Source organism: Actinokineospora sp. NPDC004072, from assembly GCF_053604195.1.
Genome location: NZ_JBSGHB010000006.1, coordinates 271,535 through 288,971, shown reverse-complemented (window position 1 = coordinate 288,971; position 17,437 = coordinate 271,535). Strand labels below are relative to the sequence as shown.

The window sequence follows — 17,437 nt, the reverse complement described above, 5'->3', positions numbered from 1 at the left end:
TCACGTGATGGTGAAGCGGGTGAGCGTGGAGGAGCTGGACCCGTCCGCGCCCAGCACCTTGGTCTCCAGCACGTGCTCGCCCGCCTGCATGCCGCCGAGGGCGAGCGCGACGGTGTAGCGGCCACCGGGGGCCGGGCCGTCGATCGCGGTCGGCACCGCGGCGACCAGCCGCCCGTCCACCCGGACCTCGAACCCCGCCACGCCCGCGAGGCTGCCGGAGTCCCACTGGGCGGCCCGCCCGTCCAGCGTGATGCCCAGGACCAGCCTGCTGCCCGCGCGCACGCTCGGCTCGGCCAGCGGCGTGCCCGCGGAGTCGCCCAGCACGACGCGGGTCTGCGGGAGCGCGTCCGGCTGCGCGCCGCCCACCCCGCGCAGCGGCTGGTCGGGGAAGGCCGCCGCGGTGGCGGGCTCGATCTCCAGGTAGGACTCCAGCACCGTCGCCCCCGGCCCCGCGCCCGGGGCGCGCACCGCCAGCGGCGACAGCGAGTCCGGCCCGCCCGGCCCCAGCAGCTCGCTGGGCACGTCGGCGATGACCGTGGCGACCGCGCCCCGGCCCGGCCGCACCGGGGCCGCGAGCCGGGCGGGCAGCCGGGCGCCGCCGAGCTGCACCACCGCCCGCGCCAGATCGATGCCCGCGGGCGCGCCCACCGTCACCACCACCCGCGCCGCCTTGGCCGCGGCCAGCGGCCCGCGGGCGATGCCCAGGGCGGGCGCGTGCGCGGCCGGGTCGAGCACCTGGCGGGTGGCCACGTTCACCGGCACCTCGACGACCGGCGGCACCGGCACGGCCGGTCCGCTGAACCCCGCGGCGGCCACGTGCACCCGCGCCTGCCTGCCGACGGGCCCGCGCAGGCCCACCAGGACGTGCGCCTGCGACCAGGTCGGCGCGACCGGCGAGAACGCGGCGATGCGGCCGTCGACCAGCAGGCGCACCCCGTCCGCCGCCACCACCACCTCGACCAGGTGCAGCACGCCGACCCCGCGGCTGGGCGGGCGCGCGGGCTCCCCGCCCGGCAGCACCCGCGCCTGGTCGCCCAGCTCGGCGCGCACCGCCCCGACCGCGCCCGCCCCGATCCGGTCGGCCGGGCCGGGCACCAGGTCGACCGTCAGCAGCCCGCCAGGACCGGCGGCGTCGGTCAGCACCGCCACCCGCCCCGCCCCGCCGACCAGCCGCATCGGGGCCCGGGCGCGCAGCACCGCGATATCCGATCCGCAGCTCAACTCGACCGCCAACCCGACCCGCGGCTTGCCCAGATCCACGCACCCGCGATAGCCGGACAAATGCCACCGGGAGCCGAGGATCGCCGGATTAAACGTCCTATCATCGGAGAAATCGTCGAACAGGCCGGTCAGTCCCGAACGCCACGGGAAATCCGGGTCGAACGCCGCGCCCGCCACCGACACCGCTGGCGAATACCGGCCGAATGCGCTCACCGCGCGTACCGAGACCGGAATGCCTTCACCCATTTGGTCCAGTCGGATCTCGGGCTCGGTCACCAATCGCGCACCACCGGGCCAGCGCACCTCGTATCCCGGCGCCGAGCCGGTCCAGCTGATCGTCTGCCACGACGGCCCGGGGGTCACCCGCACCCCCTCCGGGGCGGGCGGCGGCTCGTCCGGGGCGGGGAGGACGACCGAATCCGCCGCATAGCGGACCACCTGAGCAGGCGATGGGCGTTCGTCCACCCGGCTGGCGGTGTCGTCACTGGGAGTACGCATGAGCACCACCGCGCCGGCGAGCAGGGCGGCCACCCCCACCCCGGCGAGCAGGCGCGCGCGGTCTGGCATTCGATCAGCCTAGAACGCACTCATGCCCAGGTCACCACTTGTGTTAACGGGGAAAATGGCAACGCATCGACCACCCTGGTCACGCTGTTCGGCGGCCGGACACGATCGGGGGATTTCGTTGCAGTCTGGTCACGAGGAGCGCAGGGGCGTGACTACACCGCGTTCTGTGATTACGTTCCGCCCCAACCCTCCAACAGGTATGAGGGCGGGGTTCGGCATGCTCTACCCGCATTGCCGAACGCAAGCGGAGAAGGGACATCACGTGCGTAACCAGACGGTGAAGGCCGCGGTGCTGGTCACCGGCGCGTTGTTGCTCGCAGCCTGTGGCACCAACAAGACCGAGGAGCCCGGCGCAGGCGCCGGCGGGGGGCAGGCGTGTGACACGAGCAAGGGCACCCTGGTCATCGGCGTGATCGCGCCGCAGTCCGGTGGTCTGTCGGCGCTCGGCCTCGGCATCAAGAACTCCGCCGAGCTCGCCGCCGACCAGGCGAACGAGAAGTGCACGGTCAAGGGCTACCAGATCAAGGTCCAGACCGAGGACGACCAGGCCACCCCGCAGGTCGGCGGCCAGGCCGCCTCCCGGCTCGCCTCCACGGAGAACATCGTCGCCGTCATCGGCACGCTGAACTCCGGCGTCGCCCAGAGCGTGCAGCCGATCCTGGCCGGGCAGAAGATCCTCATGGTCTCCCCGGCCAACACCAGCCCGACCCTGAGCCGGGGCGAGGAGTACGCCACCGCCCCCAAGCGCCAGTTCGAGAACTACTTCCGCGTCTGCGCCACCGACGACATGCAGGGCCCGTTCGCCGCGGACTACCTGGTCAAGGACGCGGGCAAGAAGAAGATCGCCATCGTCACCGACGGCCTGACCTACGGCGAGGGCCTGGCGGCCGAGTTCAAGAAGCGCGCCGAGGCCAACGGCGCCCAGATCGTGGCGACCGCGCGCGTCAACGACCGCGAGACCGACTTCAGCGCCGCCATCACCGCGATCAGCGGCGCCAAGCCGGAGGCGGTCTACTACGGCGGCCAGTACCCGCAGGCGGGCCCGCTGTCGAAGCAGATGGTCGACAAGGGCCTCAACGTCCCGGTCATGGGCGGCGACGGCATCTACGACCCCGACTTCATCGACCTGGGCGGCAAGGAGGGCGACCTGGCCACCTCCGTCGGCGCCCCGACCGAGACCCTCGACAGCGCCAAGGCGTTCGTCGAGGCCTACAACGCCAAGGGCTACAAGGACGGCTTCTCCGCCTACGGCGCCTTCTCCTACGACGCGGCCAACGTCATCATCACCTCCCTGGCCGCGACCATCGGCGACGGCACCTGGAGCCCGGACCAGCGCGACGCCCTGATCAAGAACGTGCAGGGCTACAGCGCCCAGGGCGCGACCGGCGAGGTGAAGTTCGACGAGTTCGGCGACAGCACCAACAAGCTGCTGACCGTCTACAAGGTCTCCGGCGGCAAGTGGGCGGCGGACAAGACCGGCACCTTCGCAGGCTGAGCGACCCAACCCCGGTCCCCGGGTCGGTGACTACGGCGGGGGCAGGCGAACCAGCCTGCCCCCGCCGCGTATGGAGGTAGAACGTGGCCACGCTGCTACAGCAGCTGATCAATGGTCTGGTGTTCGGCGCCGTGATCGCGCTGATCGCACTGGGCTACACGATGGTGTACGGCATCATCCAGCTCATCAACTTCGCCCACGGCGAGGTGTTCATGGTGGGCGGCTTCGCCGCCCTCGCGGCGCACGGGTACCTGCTGCCGCTGGTGCTCTCCCAGGAGACCATCGACGAGTGGTGGTGGCTGTCGCTGCCGCTGATGATCATCTTCGGCGCGCTGATCGCGATCATCCTCGCGGTCGTCATGGAGCGGTTCGCCTATAGACCGCTGCGCAACGCACCACGGCTGGCGCCGCTGATCACCGCGCTCGGCGTGTCGGTGATCCTCAAGGAGGCGGTCCGGGTGTGGTACCCCGGCGCCACCGCCGCGGTGCCCTTCCCGCGGGTGTTCCTCGACGCGCGCATCGAGATCCACATCGGCGAGCAGACGGTCGTGATCGGGTCCACCGCGATCCTGATGGTCGTCGTGTCGATCGTGGGCGCCATCGCGCTGCAGCTCTACATCGACCGCACCCGGATGGGCCGGGCCATGCGCGCCACCGCGCAGGACCCCGACACCGCGCGGCTGATGGGCGTCAACCCCAACCGCACCATCGTGGTGACCTTCGTGCTCGGCGCCGCCCTCGCGGCGCTGGCGGGGACGCTCTACGGCGTGCACCTGACCAACATCGACACCGAGATCGGGTTCCTGTTCGGCATCTTCGCCTTCACCGCCGCGGTGCTCGGCGGCATCGGGTCGATCAAGGGCGCGGTCATCGGCGGGTTCATCATCGGCCTGATCAAGTCGCTGTCCGGCCAGTACATGTGGGGCGGCATCGCCTACGACATCGTGTGGATCTTCGTCCTGCTGATCGTGGTCCTCGTGTTCCGCCCGCAGGGCCTGTTCGGTGAGCCGGAAAGGGTGCGCGCATGAGCGGGATCAAGGACATCATCAAGCCGCACCTGGCCAAACCGGTCGCCGCGGCGGGCGGCGTGCTCGCCATCATCGCCGCCCTGCTCCCGTGGGTGACCTTCCAGCTCAACGACGGTCTCTACCCGGCCCAGGCCACCCTCCAGTTCTTCGACGCGCCCTTCGGCGTCAGCGAGTACCGGCTGCACATGCTGCTGCTCGGCGTCGCGGTGCTGGTGTTCGCCTTCGCGCCGCTGCCCGCCCGGTTCCGCTCGATCCGGGCGCTGGGCTGGAGCACGGTCGGCATCGCCCTGGTGAACGCGCTGTTCATCGTCGGGCACGGCGGCGGCCTCGGTGCCATCACCCTCGCCGACGGCGCCTTCGCCTACGGCAGCGTGGTCGGTCTCGTCGCGGGCGCGCTGATGATCGCGGCGGCCACCGCGGCCGGGCCCGAGCCGGTGCCGACCTGGCAGGCGGGCGTGCCGCGCCCGGTCGCCTACCTGGCGCTGGTCCTGTCCTTCGTCGGGCTGCTGTTCGTCGTGGCCTGGCTGCTGACCGCGGGCGGCGGCTCCACCTACGGCGGGGCGATGTTCCTGTCGGTGCTGGCCTTCGTCGCGGGCATCTTCGGCGTCCTGCACGCCACCGGGGTCGGCGGGTTCATCTCCCGGCTTTCCGACCAGCACCGCGTCTTCAGCGTCGTGGTGCTGCTGGTCTGCGCGCTGGCCCTGCCGCTGACCGACGCGGGCACGTCCTACTGGATGAACGTCGCGGCCAACGTCGGCATCTACGCCGCGGTGGCGATCGGCCTGAACATCGTCGTCGGCCTCGCGGGCCTGCTCGACCTGGGCTACGTCGCCTTCCTGGGCATCGGCGCCTACGTGGCGGCCAACCTGTCCGGCGCCGCGGCGGCCAAGTACGACATCCAGCTCCCGTTCGTGCTGGTCGTCGTCATCGCCGCCGTCATCGCGGGGATCTTCGGCGCGGTGGTCGGCTCGCCGACGCTGCGGGTGCGCGGGGACTACCTGGCCATCGTGACCCTCGCCTTCGGCGAGATCTTCAAGAAGTCCGCGCAGAACGACATCGGCGGCTGGACCGGCGGCGCGAACGCCATCCCGAACGTCCCGCCGATCGAGTGGTTCGGCCAGCCGTTCAACGCCGAGCTGGAGATCGGCGGCATCAAGCTGCCGACCGGGGTGCTGTACTACGTGCTCATCGTGGTGATGGTCGCGCTGATCATGCTGGTGTTCGCCAACCTGAAGAACTCCCGCATCGGCCGCGCGTGGATCGCCATCCGCGAGGACGAGGACGCCGCGCGGGCGATGGGCATCAAGACCGGGCAGACCAAGATCCTCGCCTTCCTCATCGGCGCGATGCTCGCGGGCATCGCGGGCGCGGTGTTCGCCCACAAGACCTCGACGGTGACCTTCGAGAGCTTCCAGTTCATCGAGTCGGTCACCCTGCTCGCCGCGGTCATCCTCGGCGGCATGGGGTCGATCCCCGGCGCGGTGCTCGGCGCGTCGCTGCTGCTGATCCTGCCGGAGAAGCTGCGCGAGTTCGACGAGTACCGGCTGATGCTCTTCGGCCTCGCGCTGGTGATCATCATGCGGTTCCGGCCGCAGGGCCTGGTCCCCGACGCGCACCGGCGCGCGGAGTTGGCCAAGCAACCGGATGCGACCGATGAGCAGCCCAAGACGGCGCAGGCGGGGGTGGCGGGATGACGACCACGACGAAGATCGGCGCGCCGGTGCTCACCGCCAGCGGCGTCACCATGGTGTTCGGCGGCCTCACCGCGCTGCGGGAGGTCAGCCTGACCCTGCACGAGGGCCAGATCCTCGGCCTGATCGGGCCCAACGGTGCGGGCAAGACCACGTTCTTCAACTGCCTGACCGGGCTCTACACCCCGACCCGGGGCACCGTGCAGCTCAAGGGCGTGCGGCTGCCCAACGACCCGGCCCGGGTGACCATGGCCGGGATCGCCCGGACCTTCCAGAACATCCGGCTGTTCCCCAGCATGACCGCGCTGGAGAACGTCCTGGTCGGGCGGCACCCGCGGATGAAGCAGGGCCCGCTGGCCTCGTTGTTCCACGGCCCGTCCTTCCGCAAGGGCGAGCGGGCCGCGCGCGAGCGCAGCCTGGAGCTGCTGGAGTTCGTCGGGCTGTCCGGTGTGGAGGACGAGCTGGCGCGCAACCTGCCCTACGGCGACCAGCGCAGGCTGGAGATCGCCCGCGCGCTGGCCACCGACCCGGCGGTGCTGCTGCTGGACGAGCCGACCGCGGGCATGAACCCCCAGGAGACCGAGGCCTCGCGCCAGCTGATCCTGGCGATCCGCGAGCTCGGCGTCGCGGTGGTGGTCATCGAGCACGACACCAAGTTCATCTTCTCCCTGTGCGACCATGTGTCGGTGCTCGTGCAGGGCGAGCTGCTGGTGGAGGGCTCGCCGGAGACCGTCCGCGAGGACCCCCGGGTGATCGAGGCGTACCTGGGCAAGCCGCCGGAGGAGGTCGAGGCCGAGGTCCGCGGCTACGCCGAGGAGACCCGCGCCGACCGCGAGGGAGGACAGGCATGAGCGCGTTGCTGGAAGTGCAGAACCTCAGCGTCGCCTACGGCGCGATCGAAGCCGTGCGCGACGTGTCCTTCAGCGTGGGGGAGGGGCAGATCGTCTCCCTCATCGGCAGCAACGGCGCGGGCAAGACGACCACGCTGCGCACGATCTCCGGCCTGCTGCGGCCCAAGTCGGGCAAGATCCTCTTCGACGGCGCGGCCATCGACAGCTGGCAGGCGCACACGATCCTGGAGAAGGGCATCGCCCACTGCCCGGAGGGCAGGCGCCTGTTCGGCCGGATGACGGTCGAGGAGAACCTGCAGCTGGGCGCCTACGTCCGCCGCGACCCCGCCGGGGTCGAGAAGGACATGCAGCGGGTCTACGAGCTGTTCCCGGTGCTGGGCCAGCGCCGCACCCAGAAGGCGGGCCTGTTCTCCGGCGGCGAGCAGCAGATGCTGGCCATCGGCCGGGCCATGATGTCCCGCCCCCGCCTGCTGATGCTCGACGAGCCGTCGATGGGCCTGTCGCCGATCATGACCCAGAAGATCTTCGACACCATCTCGGACCTGAAGGCCCAGGGCACGACCATCCTCCTGGTCGAGCAGAACGCCCTGGCAGCCCTGGCCCTCTCCGACCGCGGCTACGTGGTCGACCTGGGCCGCACCACGCTGGAAGGCCCCGGCCACGAACTCCTGGCCGACCAGCGCGTCCGCGCCGCCTACCTCGGCGAGGGCTGACCGCCAGCACCACGAGCAGGGCCCGCGACCACCCGGTCGCGGGCCCTTCCTCGTTGAACGCGCTTGGCCGGAGGGAGCAGCACGCTGCGACCGCCCGGGCTCTCAGCCGCGCCCGGCTCCGGGCGGCCGGAAGCGAACCGGTCAGGGGCGGTTACGGCGTCGGCGCTCCCGGTCGCGGGCTCTGCACCGTCAGACGCGCTCGGCCAGGCGGTGGGCGGTCGGGGGGAGGCCTGCGAGGGCGCGGTCGATGACGGTGAGTACGCCGTCGGTGATCTCGTCGTCGCTGAGCCAGCGGGTGCGGCCTGCGTAGCCGACTTCGCCTAGGACGACCTGGTGGGTGGTGTGGTCGGCCAGGACCGGTGGTTCCGCGCGGGCGGCGTGGATCTCCACGACGGGGGCTTCGGGGCGCAGCAGCGGGCCCACGGCGCGCAGGACCGGTGTGCGGACGGTGTCGGCGACCCAGGCGACGAGCAGGTCCGCCTGCCCGCCGAGCACGCGGGCGGCCTGGCAGGCCAGGTCGTTGGGGCGGGTCCAGTCGGCGCGGACCCAGCGGGCGCGGCCGGTGCCGTCGACGGCGAGGGGCGCGTAGCGCCTGCTGGGCAGCACGACGTGCCAGCCCGCGCCCACCAGCGCGGTGGACACCCCCGCCAGCATCCCGGTCCCACCCAAAATGAGCCCTCGTCGACTGGTCACGTTGGGGAATGTACCCCCGGCCAGCCGCCCCAACCGCCGGGAAACCGCAGGCATCAGCCGTCGGGGGTCAGAGCGAGCGGGCGCTGCGGCTCGGGTAGCGCTCCCGGTGGACCACCGCGTCCAGCGGCAGCCGCCGACGCCACTGGTGGCGTTCGAGGTCGGGAACCGTGTGCAGCGCGGACACCGGCCCCACGCACAGCCACGCCACCGGCCGCACCGGGGCCGGGATGCCCAGCAGGTCGCGGACGAAGTCCTCGCGGTAGAAGCTCACCCAGCCCACGCCCAGGCCCTCGGCCGTCGCGGCCAGCCAGAGGTTCTGGATGGCCAGGCAGACCGAGTACAGGCCCGCGTCGGCGATGGCGTGGCGGCCGAGGACGGCGGGGGAGCCGCGGTCGGGGTCGTAGGTGACCGCGATCGACACCGCCGACTCCAGCACGCCGTCGATCTTGATGCGCTCGAAGGCCGCCCGGCGCTCGCCGGGCAGCGACGCGGCGAACGCGGCCCGCTCGGTCTGCACGTGCGCGTGGAAGGCCGCCTTGGTCGACGCCGAGCGGATGACGATGAAGTCCCACGGCTGCGACAGGCCGACGCTGGGGGCCGCGTGGGCCGCCCCCAGCACCCGGGTCAGGACCTCGTCGTCCAGCGGCGTGTCGGTGAACTCGGCGCGGACGTCGCGGCGGCGGGTGATGGCCTCGTAGAGGTCCATCTAGTGGGCCGCGTGCCACGAGCGGCCGTGGCCCACCGAGACGTCCAGCGGCACGCGCAGGTCGAACGCGCCCGCCATCTCCGCGCGGACCAGCGCCTCGGCGGACTCGCGCTCGTCGGCGGCCACCTCGAACACCAGTTCGTCGTGCACCTGGAGCAGCATCCGGCTGGCCGTGCCGCGCAGCGCCTTCTGCACCCGCAGCATCGCCACCTTGATGATGTCGGCCGCGCTGCCCTGGATGGGCGCGTTGAGCGCCATCCGCTCGGCCATCTCCCGGCGCTGGCGGTTGTCGCTGGTCAGGTCCGGCAGGTAGCGGCGCCGCCCGAAGATCGTCTCGGTGTAGCCGTCCTTGCGCGCCCGGGCGACCACCTCGTTCAGGTAGTCGCGGATGCCGCCGAAGGTTGCGAAGTACTCCTCCATCAGCCCGCGCGCCTCCTCGGTGGAGATGCGCAGCTGCTGGGACAGCCCGAACGCCGAGAGCCCGTAGGCCAGGCCGTAGTTCATCGCCTTGATCTTGGCCCGCTGCTCGCCGGTGACCGCGGACGGCTCGGTCGAGAACACCCGGGCCGCGGTCGCGGCGTGGAAGTCGTGGCCGGAGCGGAACGCCGAGATCAGGCCTTCGTCCTCGGAGAGGTGGGCCATGATCCGCATCTCGATCTGGCTGTAGTCGGCCGACATCAGCTCGCCGTAGCCGGGCCCGACGATGAACGCCTCCCGGATCATCCGGCCCTCGGTCGTGCGGATCGGGATGTTCTGCAGGTTCGGGTCCGTCGACGAGAGCCTGCCGGTGGCCGCGATCGTCTGGTTGAACGTGGTGTGGATGCGCTCGTCGTCGCCGACGGACTTGAGCAGGCCGTCGACGGTGATCTTCATGCGCATCGCGTCCCGGTGCTCGAGCAGGTGGCGCAGGAACGGGTGCTCGGTCTGCTCGTAGAGCGTGGTCAGCGCGTCGGCGTCGGTGGTGTAGCCGGTCTTGGTCTTCTTCGTCTTGGGCATCTGCAGCTCGTCGAACAGCACGACCTGCAGCTGCTTGGGCGAGCCGAGGTTGATCTCCTTGCCGATGACGTCGAAGGCGGCCCGCTCGGCCTCGCGCACCCGCGCGCCGAAGTGCGACTCCAGCTCGGCCAGCCGGGGCACGTCCACGGCGATGCCGTCGGCCTCCAGCTCGGCCAGGACCAGCAGCAGCGGCAGCTCGATCTCGGCCAGCAGCCGGTCCTGCCCCAGCTCGACCAGCGCCGCGTCCAGCGCGTCGGCCAGCTCGGCGATGGCCCGGGCGCGCAGGATCTCGCCAGCGGCCTGCCTGCGCTCGTCCTCGCCCTCCTCGTCCAGCAGGGAGAGCTGCTGCTCGCCGTCGGCCTGCTCGACCCGCAGCTCGCGCTGGAGGTAGCGCAGCACGAGGTCGTCCAGGCTGAACGTGCGCTGCCCGGGCCGGACCAGGTAGGCGGCCAGGGCGGTGTCCATGACCAGCCCGTGCATCTCCCAGCCGCGGTGGCGCAGCGCGTGCAGGGCGCGCTTGACGTCGTGGGCCAGCTTCGGCCGCTCCGGGTCGGCCAGCCAGGCCCGCAACGCCGTCTCGTCGGCCTCGGTCAGCTCCCGCACGTCGAAGTAGGTCCCCGCGCCGTCGGCGCCCGACAGCGCCACCGACCGCAGCTCCACCGCCTGCCCGGACACCCCCACCGGCAGGTAGCGGAAGGACAGGCCCAGCCGCCGCCCCGGCCCGGCGTGCTCGGCCAGCCAGCCCGGCAGCTCGCCGGGGGCCAGCGCGCCGCCGCTGACCTCGAAGCCCTCCTCGGCCTCGGGCTCGGCGGTCGACAGCGTCTCGAACAGCCGGTCGCGCAGGACGCGGAACTCCAGCTCGTCGAACAGCCGGTGCACCGCGTCGCGGTCCCAGGGGCGCACCGCCAGCTCGTCGGGCTCCACGCCCAGCGGCACGTCCCGCACCAGCTCGGTGAGCTGGCGGTTGAGCACCACGTTGGACAGGTTGGCGCGCAGCGCGTCGCCGACCTTGCCCTTCACCTCGTCGACCCGGTCGATGATGGCGTCCAGCGAGCCGAACTGCTGCATCCACTTGGTGATGGTCTTCTCGCCGACGCCGGGGATCTTCGGCAGGTTGTCGCTCGGGTCCCCGCGCAGCGCGGCGAAGTCGGGGTACTGGGCCGGGCTGACGCCGTACTTCTCCAGCACCAGCTCCGGGGTGAACCGGGCCAGCTCGGAGACGCCCTTGACCGGGTAGAGCACCGTCACCTGGTCGGTGACCAGCTGCAGCGCGTCGCGGTCGCCGGTGCAGATCGCCACCTGGAAGCCCTGCGCGGTGGCCTGCGTGGTCAGCGTGGCGATGCAGTCGTCGGCCTCGTAGTTCTCCTTGGACAGCATCGGGATCTGCAGCGCGGTCAGCACCTCCTGGATGAGGCTGACCTGGCCCTTGAACTCGTCCGGGGAGGTGGTGCGGTTGGCCTTGTAGTCGGCGAAGGCCGCCGAGCGGAACGTCTGCCGGGACAGGTCGAAGCACACCGCGAGATGCGTGGGGGCCTCGTCGCGCAGCAGATTGATCAGCATGGACGTGAAGCCGTACACCGCGTTGGTGTGCTGGCCGGTGCCGGTGGAGAAGTTCTCCTTGGGCAGCGCGAAGAAGGCCCGGTACGCCATCGAGTGGCCGTCGATGAGCAGCAGGCGGCGCGCCTCGGCGGGCTCGGACGCGGCGGGCGGTGGCGTGGCAGGCTCGGTCTTCGCAGGCACGGGCCGAGTCTAGGGTGAGGCACCGACAGTCATCTCGTCACCCGATGGAGGGCTACATGAGCGGCACAGCTGATCGGTTCCCGATGCGCGAGGAGCTGACCGGTCAGCTGCTCGAGGACCGGATGGGCATCAAGATCACCGAGTGGGACAAGGACCGCCTGGTGGGGACCATGCCCGTGGCCGGGAACCTGCAGCCCTACGGCCTGCTGCACGGCGGGGCCAACGGCGTGCTCGCCGAGTCGCTGGGCTCGGTCGCCGCCGCGCTCAACGCCCCCGAGGGCAAGGCCGTCGTCGGCCTGGAGCTGTCCTGCACCCACCACCGCGCGGTGCGCGAGGGCGAGGTCACCGGCATCTGCACCCCGCTGCACGTGGGCCGCAGCTCCTCCACCTTCGAGATCGCCATCTACGACGAGGCGGGCAGGCGCACCTGCACCGCGCGGCTGACCTGCATGGTCCTGGACCGGGCCCCGGGCGCGCGGTGATGCGCTGGGCGGCGGGGGCGCTGCTGGTCGTGGCGGGCTGCTCCGCCGCGCCCGCCCCGCCGCCCGCGCCCCCGCCGCCGGACCCGGTCGCGGTGTGCGCAGGCGGGCTCGCCTACTGGGTGGGGGAGCGCCTCAAGGGCAACACGGAGTTCGAGTACCAGGCGATGGGCCTGACCGGCGACCAGCTCAAGGCGTTCTACCGGCTGCTCGACGAGGCCGAGGCGATGGCCGCGCCGCCCCCGGGCTGGCTCGACCGCCGGGCGACCGAGCTGTGCCGGGAGGTGGTCGCCGCCGAGGCGGCCGAGTCGCCGGAGCCCGGCTGGCCCTGAGCTCAGCCCGCCCGCAGCCCGCGGACGAGGCCGAGCACGCTGTCGCGGACCTCGTCGCGGGTCTGCTCGGGGGAGAACACCTGCCAGTCCAGCGCGAGCACCAGCACCGTGCCGAACAGCGCCGACGCCGCCGTGGGCACCCGCACGCCCGCCGGCAGCCCGCCCGCGTCGGCCAGCCGCTGGAACTGGTCGCGGATCAACGCGGTGATCCGCTCGCGCAGCAGCGTCAGCGTGGCCTGCCACTGGCTCGGCGTCCGCCACAGCTCGCTGACCAGCAGCTGGGCGAAGGTCGGGTACTCGGCGAAGAAGTCGAGCAGCCCGTCGACCAGCCGCGACAGCGTGCTCTGCACGTCGCCGCCGTCTGCGCCGTCACCCGCGTCGGACAGCCGGAAGGCCAGCACGTCCACCCCGTAGCGCAGCAGGGCGTCGATCAGCCCGTCCTTGCTGCCGAAGTTGTAGTACACCGTGCCCTTGGCGACCCCGGCCTCGGCGGCGATCTCGTCCACGGTCAGCCCGACGACCCCGCGCGTGCCGACCAGCCGCAGCGTCGCCTCGAACAGCTTGCGCCTGGTCGCGTCGGCGCGGCTCACAGGACCAGCTCCGGGCGCAGCCGCGACGGCGTCCACACCCGCTGCTTGCGGGCGGCCAAGGTGGACACCACGAGCCCTCCGATCAGGTAGGCGCACAGCACGCCGATGTCGACGCCCAGCCCCGACAGCGAGCCACCGTAGATCAAGTGCCGCAGCCCGTCCACGACGTACCCCATCGGCAGCCCCATGTGCAGCGGGTACAGCGCCTCGGGCAGGGTCTGCCACGGGAACGTGCCGCCCGCGCTGATCAGCTGGAGGATCAGCACCACCAGGGCGATGAACTTGCCGACCGCGCCCAGCAGCGCGTTGAGCGCGTGCACGATCGCGGTGAACGCCAGCGTGGTCAGCGCCAGGAACGCCAGGGTGCCCAGCGGGCGCTGGATGTCGACCAGGAACGACACCGCGCCGAACATCACCACCACCTGCGCCACCCCCAGCGCCGCGGCGGGCAGCCAGCCGCCCAGCGCGGTGCGCACGGCGCTGTGGCCCGCGGCCAGCGCGCGCGAGGACAGCGGCCGCAGCAGCAGGAACAGCACGAACGCGCCGATCCACGTCGCCAGCCCCAGGAAGAACGGGGCCAGGCCCGCGCCGTAGCTGCCCGCGGCGTTCTCCCCGATGGTGCGCACCGCGACCGGGTCGCCGATCGCGCGGGCGGCCGCCTCGCGGGTCTCGGCGTCCTGGTGCGGGATGTCGCCCAGGCCCGACGCCAGGCCGTCGCGCAGCTCCTTGGCCCCGCCCGCGACCTGCCGGGTGCCGTCGGCGAGCCGGTTGGTCCCGTCGACGGCGGTGCGCTCGCCGTCGCGCAGCTTCACCGCCCCGTCGCGCAGGTCGGCGGTGCCCTTGGCCAGCGCGGCGCCGCCGTCGGCCGCCTGGGCGATGCCCTGGGTCAGCGCGGGGGTGGCGTCGGCGAGGGTGTCGGCCCCCGCGGCGACCTTCTGCGCGCCGTCGGCGAGCTTGCGCAGGTCGCCCGCGGCCTTCTGGACGTCGGCGTTGGCCCGGTCCAGCGGGGCGCGCAGCTCGCCCACGGTCTGCTTGATGACGTTCTCGGGCACGCCCGCGGCGCGCAGGTGCTTCTCGACCTCGGTCTCCACGGTCGTGACGACCCGGTTGACCCCGGCCGCGGCCGTCTCGCCCGCGACGGCCACCCGCTCGTTGCCCGCGGCGACCTGCGCCGCGCCGTCGGCGAGCTGGCGGGTCTGGGCGGGCAGCTGCTTGGTGTTCGCGCGCAGGGTGTTCAAGCCCTGGGAGAGCGTCGCCGCGCCGTTGGCGGCCTTGTCCGCGCCTGTGGCGAGCTGCGTGGCGCCGTCGAGCAGCTGCCGCTGGCCCTTGGCCAGGTCGCCCGCGCCCTTGCTGGCCTGGTTCGCCCCGTCGGTCAGCTTGGTGGCCCCGTCGGCGGCCTCGCGGGTGCGGTCGTAGATGGTGCCGAAGCCGACCAGGAACTTCTCCGCCGCCTGCGTGCCCACCTCGGTCGCCACCGACCGGCGCACCTCGGCCACCACCCGGTCGGCGATCGTGCCGACGAGGTAGTTGTTGGCGTCGTTGGTGGTCACCGTGATCAGGCCCTGCCGGGGCGAGTCGCCCTCGGCGGAGGTCAGCGCGGCGGTGAAGTCGGCGGGCAGGGTCAGCGAGAAGGTGTAGCGGCCCTGGCGCACGCCGTCCTCGGCCTCGGGCGCGCCCACCTCGTGCCACTCGAAGGCCCCGGACTCGCGCAGGCTCTCGGCGACCTTGTGGCCGGAGTCGCCGGTGTCCTCCACGACCAGGGCGGCCGGGATGTGGTCGAGCCGGTTGTAGGGGTCGGCGTTGGCGTAGAGGTACAGCGACCCGTACAGCAGGGGGACCAGCACCAGGGCCAACACCGCCAGCCGCGGCAGCGTCCCCGCGGTGATCCGGCGCAGTTCCGTTCGGGCTAGGCGGACGACGCTCACCGGGTCTCCAAGGGGTCGGGCTGGTCGGTCTCGCCGAGCCGGGCGGGGGTGATGGGCAGCAGGCGGGCCGTCGCGCTGCCGCAGAGGACGACGACGGCGCGGCCCTTCCTGGCGTGGCGCAGGGCGGTCGGCCACCAGGTCTCCGGGTCGCCGCTGTGCCGGTCCGGGGTGTCGAGGACGAGCAGGTCGGTCGCGGCCAGGTCGGCCAGCAGCGCGGTGCGCGCCGCGGCGGGCACGGTCTCGAACACGTCCCGCGGGTCGATGCCGTGGCGGCGGGCGATCTCGTTCGGGTTCCCCCGGCCGCCGAGCAGCGCCAGCGCCTCGGCCACCACGTCGGCGGCGCGCAGCTTGGCCTCCGGCTCGCTGACCCCGGGCGCGTCCACCACCGCGGACCGGCGCGGCTCGATGCCGCTCACCGTGCCCGTCGAGGGGCGCAGCCTGCCGGTGATCGCCAGCCCGAAGGCGGTGTGCCCGTCGTCGGGCTCCCCGGCCACGACGGCGAGCTGGCCCGAGGCCACCCGCAGCGACGTGGCCGCCAGCATTCCCGCGACGGCCACCGCCTCGGCGCGCATCTCCATGTCCGAACCCCCGGATTTAGACTGACCGGTCAGTTCAGATTGTGCGGCGAGGCCGGCCGGGCGGCAAGTTGACGACGGGTGATGTTCAGCGCAGGGCGTCGGCCGGGCGCAGCTCCCACACGGTCCACAGCGGTCGGTAGCCCTGGCGGGCCCAGAACGTCGGCGACAGCGGGTTCGGCGGGTTGTAGTACAGGAACGCCCCGGCCGAGCGCGGCCCGAGCAGCGCGGCGTGCGCGGTGTCCATCAGGGTGCGGCCCACGCCCAGCCCGCGCGCCTGCGGCAGCACGGACAGGCAGTTCACGAACGCCCAGCGGCCTGCCCGCACCCGGGTGCGGGCCCAGCTGCCCGGCTGCGCGTCGGTCTCCCACGCCTCCACCATGCCGACCGCCACGCCGTCCAGCTCGGCGATCCACGTCGGATCACCCCGGTCGAGGTGCCCGGAGACCGTCGCGCGCTTGATCGCCCGCGCGTCCGGGCGCACGACCCCGCCGCCGACCAGCGCCGCGTACTCCACCTCGGCCATCGCCAGCTCGACCAGCGCGTCGAGGTCGGCGCGCCCGGCCAGGCGCACCGCGCACGCGCCCGCCCCCGTCGGCGCCCGCCCGGTGCGCACGGCCAGCACGGTCAGCGGCACGAACCCGTGCGCGAGCAGCGGGGCGGTCGCCTCGGCGTCCCGCGACGGCCAGGTCACCACGCACGAGGAGTCCGGGCCCGCGGGCTCCAGCCGCTGCCGCCACCGGCTCAGCAGCGCGTCCATCCCCGCCCCGCCGCTGCCGCCGAGGATCGGGTGCAGCTCGCGCACGTCGCGCGCCGACCACAGCGTCTGCGCCGCCCCGGGCTGGTGCAGCGTCCGCACGACCACCCCGGCCACCCGCTCGCCCCCGGGCAGCGCCGCGGTCAGCACCCCGCCGTCCGGCGGGGGAGCGGGCTCGGGCAGCAGCGGGTCGAGCCCGGCGAAGCGGGCCGCCTGGGCGCGCAGCAGGGCGTCGAGGATCACCGGACGCACCGGAAGATGGCCGTGCCCGGGAACAGCCGCCCCCGCAGCGGGCTCCACTGGCCCCACTCCCGGGTGTGCCCCTCCGGCCACTCCGGCTCCACCAGGTCGAACAGGTGGAACCCGGCGTCGTCCAGCGCGGCGATGTAGTCGCCCAGGGTGCGGTGGTGCTCGACGTAGGTCGCGCGGCCCTCGGCGTCCACCTCGACGTACGGCGTGCGGTCGAAGTACGAGGTCCGGGCGGTCAGCCCGTCCGGCCCGGGGTCGTCGGGGAAGATCCAGCGCATCGGGTGGGTGACCGCGAACGTCCACGTCCCGCCCGGCCGCACCACCCGTGCGACCTCGGCGAAGACCGCCCCGACGTCGGGCACGAACGGCACCGCGCCGAAGGCCGAGCAGACCAGGTCGAAGGCGCCGTCGGCGAACGGCAGCCGCTCGCCGTTGGCCTGCACCAGCGGCACGTGCACGCCGGTGGCCGCGTTCGCCCGGCGCGCGTGGGCCAGCATCCCGGCCGACAGGTCGAGCCCGACGGCGTAGGCGCCCTGGGCGGTCAGCCAGCGCGCGCAGGGGGCCGACCCGCAGCCGACCTCCAGGACGCGCCGCCCGGCGACCTCGCCGAGGAGGCCGACGTCGGCCTCGGTCAGCCCCTCCGGGCACCAGCGGAACTCCAGGGGGCCGATGAACTCGCCGTGCTCGGCGTGGTAGTCGTCGGCATCGGCGTCCCACCAGGCGATGTTCGCCGCCTGGGACTCCGCGGACCCGACCTGGCGCCGGGCGATCCCGGCGGTGCCGAGCGCCTTCTCGGCGCTGACGTGGCTGTCGCTGGACACCGGCCCAT

The 17,437-nt window shown here is 73.0% G+C and carries 16 protein-coding genes; 7 read left to right on the top strand and 9 right to left on the bottom strand.

Annotated features, from left to right (window positions below):
- Positions 1-1,788, bottom strand: coding sequence for a hypothetical protein (locus ACWEPX_RS12095; protein ID WP_451897146.1), 1,788 nt, complete (start codon positions 1,786-1,788; stop codon positions 1-3).
- A 262-nt stretch (positions 1,789-2,050) separates the two neighbouring features.
- Between ACWEPX_RS12095 and ACWEPX_RS12090 the strand changes: the two genes are divergently transcribed.
- The 5 genes from ACWEPX_RS12090 to ACWEPX_RS12070 all read left to right on the top strand — a co-directional run bounded on the left by ACWEPX_RS12090 (position 2,051) and on the right by ACWEPX_RS12070 (position 7,566).
- The gene (locus ACWEPX_RS12090; protein WP_451897145.1) at positions 2,051-3,283 is read left to right on the top strand and encodes a branched-chain amino acid ABC transporter substrate-binding protein; all 1,233 of its coding nucleotides are present in this window, start codon (positions 2,051-2,053) and stop codon (positions 3,281-3,283) included.
- A gap of 83 nt (positions 3,284-3,366) precedes the next feature.
- Complete coding sequence (locus tag ACWEPX_RS12085) at positions 3,367-4,311, top strand: branched-chain amino acid ABC transporter permease (protein ID WP_451897144.1); 945 nt, start codon at positions 3,367-3,369, stop codon at positions 4,309-4,311.
- Positions 4,308-6,005 (top strand): branched-chain amino acid ABC transporter permease, encoded by a 1,698-nt coding sequence (locus ACWEPX_RS12080; protein WP_451897143.1) that lies wholly within the window; start codon positions 4,308-4,310, stop codon positions 6,003-6,005. The genes ACWEPX_RS12085 and ACWEPX_RS12080 overlap by 4 nt, the downstream gene beginning before the upstream one ends.
- Positions 6,002-6,853: an ABC transporter ATP-binding protein gene (locus ACWEPX_RS12075; protein ID WP_451897142.1), complete on the top strand. Its 852-nt coding sequence runs from the start codon at positions 6,002-6,004 to the stop codon at positions 6,851-6,853. The genes ACWEPX_RS12080 and ACWEPX_RS12075 overlap by 4 nt, the downstream gene beginning before the upstream one ends.
- Positions 6,850-7,566, top strand: a complete 717-nt coding sequence (locus ACWEPX_RS12070; protein ID WP_451897141.1) for an ABC transporter ATP-binding protein — start codon at positions 6,850-6,852, stop codon at positions 7,564-7,566. The genes ACWEPX_RS12075 and ACWEPX_RS12070 overlap by 4 nt, the downstream gene beginning before the upstream one ends.
- 189 nt (positions 7,567-7,755) lie before the next feature.
- Here the strand turns inward: ACWEPX_RS12070 and ACWEPX_RS12065 are convergent, their stop codons facing one another.
- The 3 genes from ACWEPX_RS12065 to polA all read right to left on the bottom strand — a co-directional run bounded on the left by ACWEPX_RS12065 (position 7,756) and on the right by polA (position 11,701).
- Positions 7,756-8,259 (bottom strand): hypothetical protein, encoded by a 504-nt coding sequence (locus ACWEPX_RS12065; RefSeq protein ID WP_451897140.1) that lies wholly within the window; start codon positions 8,257-8,259, stop codon positions 7,756-7,758.
- A gap of 67 nt (positions 8,260-8,326) precedes the next feature.
- On the bottom strand, positions 8,327-8,965 hold the full coding sequence (bluB, locus tag ACWEPX_RS12060) for a 5,6-dimethylbenzimidazole synthase (protein WP_451897139.1): 639 nt from the start codon (positions 8,963-8,965) through the stop codon (positions 8,327-8,329).
- A complete protein-coding gene (gene polA, locus ACWEPX_RS12055) occupies positions 8,966-11,701 on the bottom strand; it encodes a DNA polymerase I (protein ID WP_451897138.1) in 2,736 nt (911 codons plus the stop codon).
- A 56-nt stretch (positions 11,702-11,757) separates the two neighbouring features.
- Between polA and ACWEPX_RS12050 the strand changes: the two genes are divergently transcribed.
- Both ACWEPX_RS12050 and ACWEPX_RS12045 read left to right on the top strand, forming a co-directional pair.
- The gene (locus ACWEPX_RS12050; protein WP_451897137.1) at positions 11,758-12,183 is read left to right on the top strand and encodes a hotdog fold thioesterase; all 426 of its coding nucleotides are present in this window, start codon (positions 11,758-11,760) and stop codon (positions 12,181-12,183) included.
- Positions 12,183-12,512 (top strand): hypothetical protein, encoded by a 330-nt coding sequence (locus ACWEPX_RS12045; protein WP_451897136.1) that lies wholly within the window; start codon positions 12,183-12,185, stop codon positions 12,510-12,512. The genes ACWEPX_RS12050 and ACWEPX_RS12045 overlap by 1 nt, the downstream gene beginning before the upstream one ends.
- A 2-nt stretch (positions 12,513-12,514) precedes the next feature.
- Here ACWEPX_RS12045 and ACWEPX_RS12040 read toward each other — a convergent pair whose 3' ends face one another.
- The 5 genes from ACWEPX_RS12040 to ACWEPX_RS12020 form a co-directional block, all read right to left on the bottom strand.
- Positions 12,515-13,102: a TetR/AcrR family transcriptional regulator gene (locus tag ACWEPX_RS12040; protein WP_451897135.1), complete on the bottom strand. Its 588-nt coding sequence runs from the start codon at positions 13,100-13,102 to the stop codon at positions 12,515-12,517.
- On the bottom strand, positions 13,099-15,027 hold the full coding sequence (locus ACWEPX_RS12035) for a YhgE/Pip family protein (RefSeq protein ID WP_451897134.1): 1,929 nt from the start codon (positions 15,025-15,027) through the stop codon (positions 13,099-13,101). Before ACWEPX_RS12035 ends, ACWEPX_RS12040 begins: the two co-directional genes overlap by 4 nt.
- Positions 15,024-15,605 carry an ABC transporter ATP-binding protein gene (locus tag ACWEPX_RS12030; RefSeq protein WP_451897133.1) on the bottom strand — a complete coding sequence of 194 codons (582 nt, stop codon included), beginning with the start codon at positions 15,603-15,605 and terminating at the stop codon, positions 15,024-15,026. The genes ACWEPX_RS12035 and ACWEPX_RS12030 overlap by 4 nt, the downstream gene beginning before the upstream one ends.
- Positions 15,606-15,690: 85 nt before the next feature.
- On the bottom strand, positions 15,691-16,611 hold the full coding sequence (locus ACWEPX_RS12025; RefSeq protein ID WP_451897132.1) for an N-acetyltransferase family protein: 921 nt from the start codon (positions 16,609-16,611) through the stop codon (positions 15,691-15,693).
- Complete coding sequence (locus tag ACWEPX_RS12020) at positions 16,599-17,429, bottom strand: class I SAM-dependent methyltransferase (RefSeq protein WP_451897131.1); 831 nt, start codon at positions 17,427-17,429, stop codon at positions 16,599-16,601. Before ACWEPX_RS12020 ends, ACWEPX_RS12025 begins: the two co-directional genes overlap by 13 nt.
- Positions 17,430-17,437 lie beyond the last annotated feature (8 nt).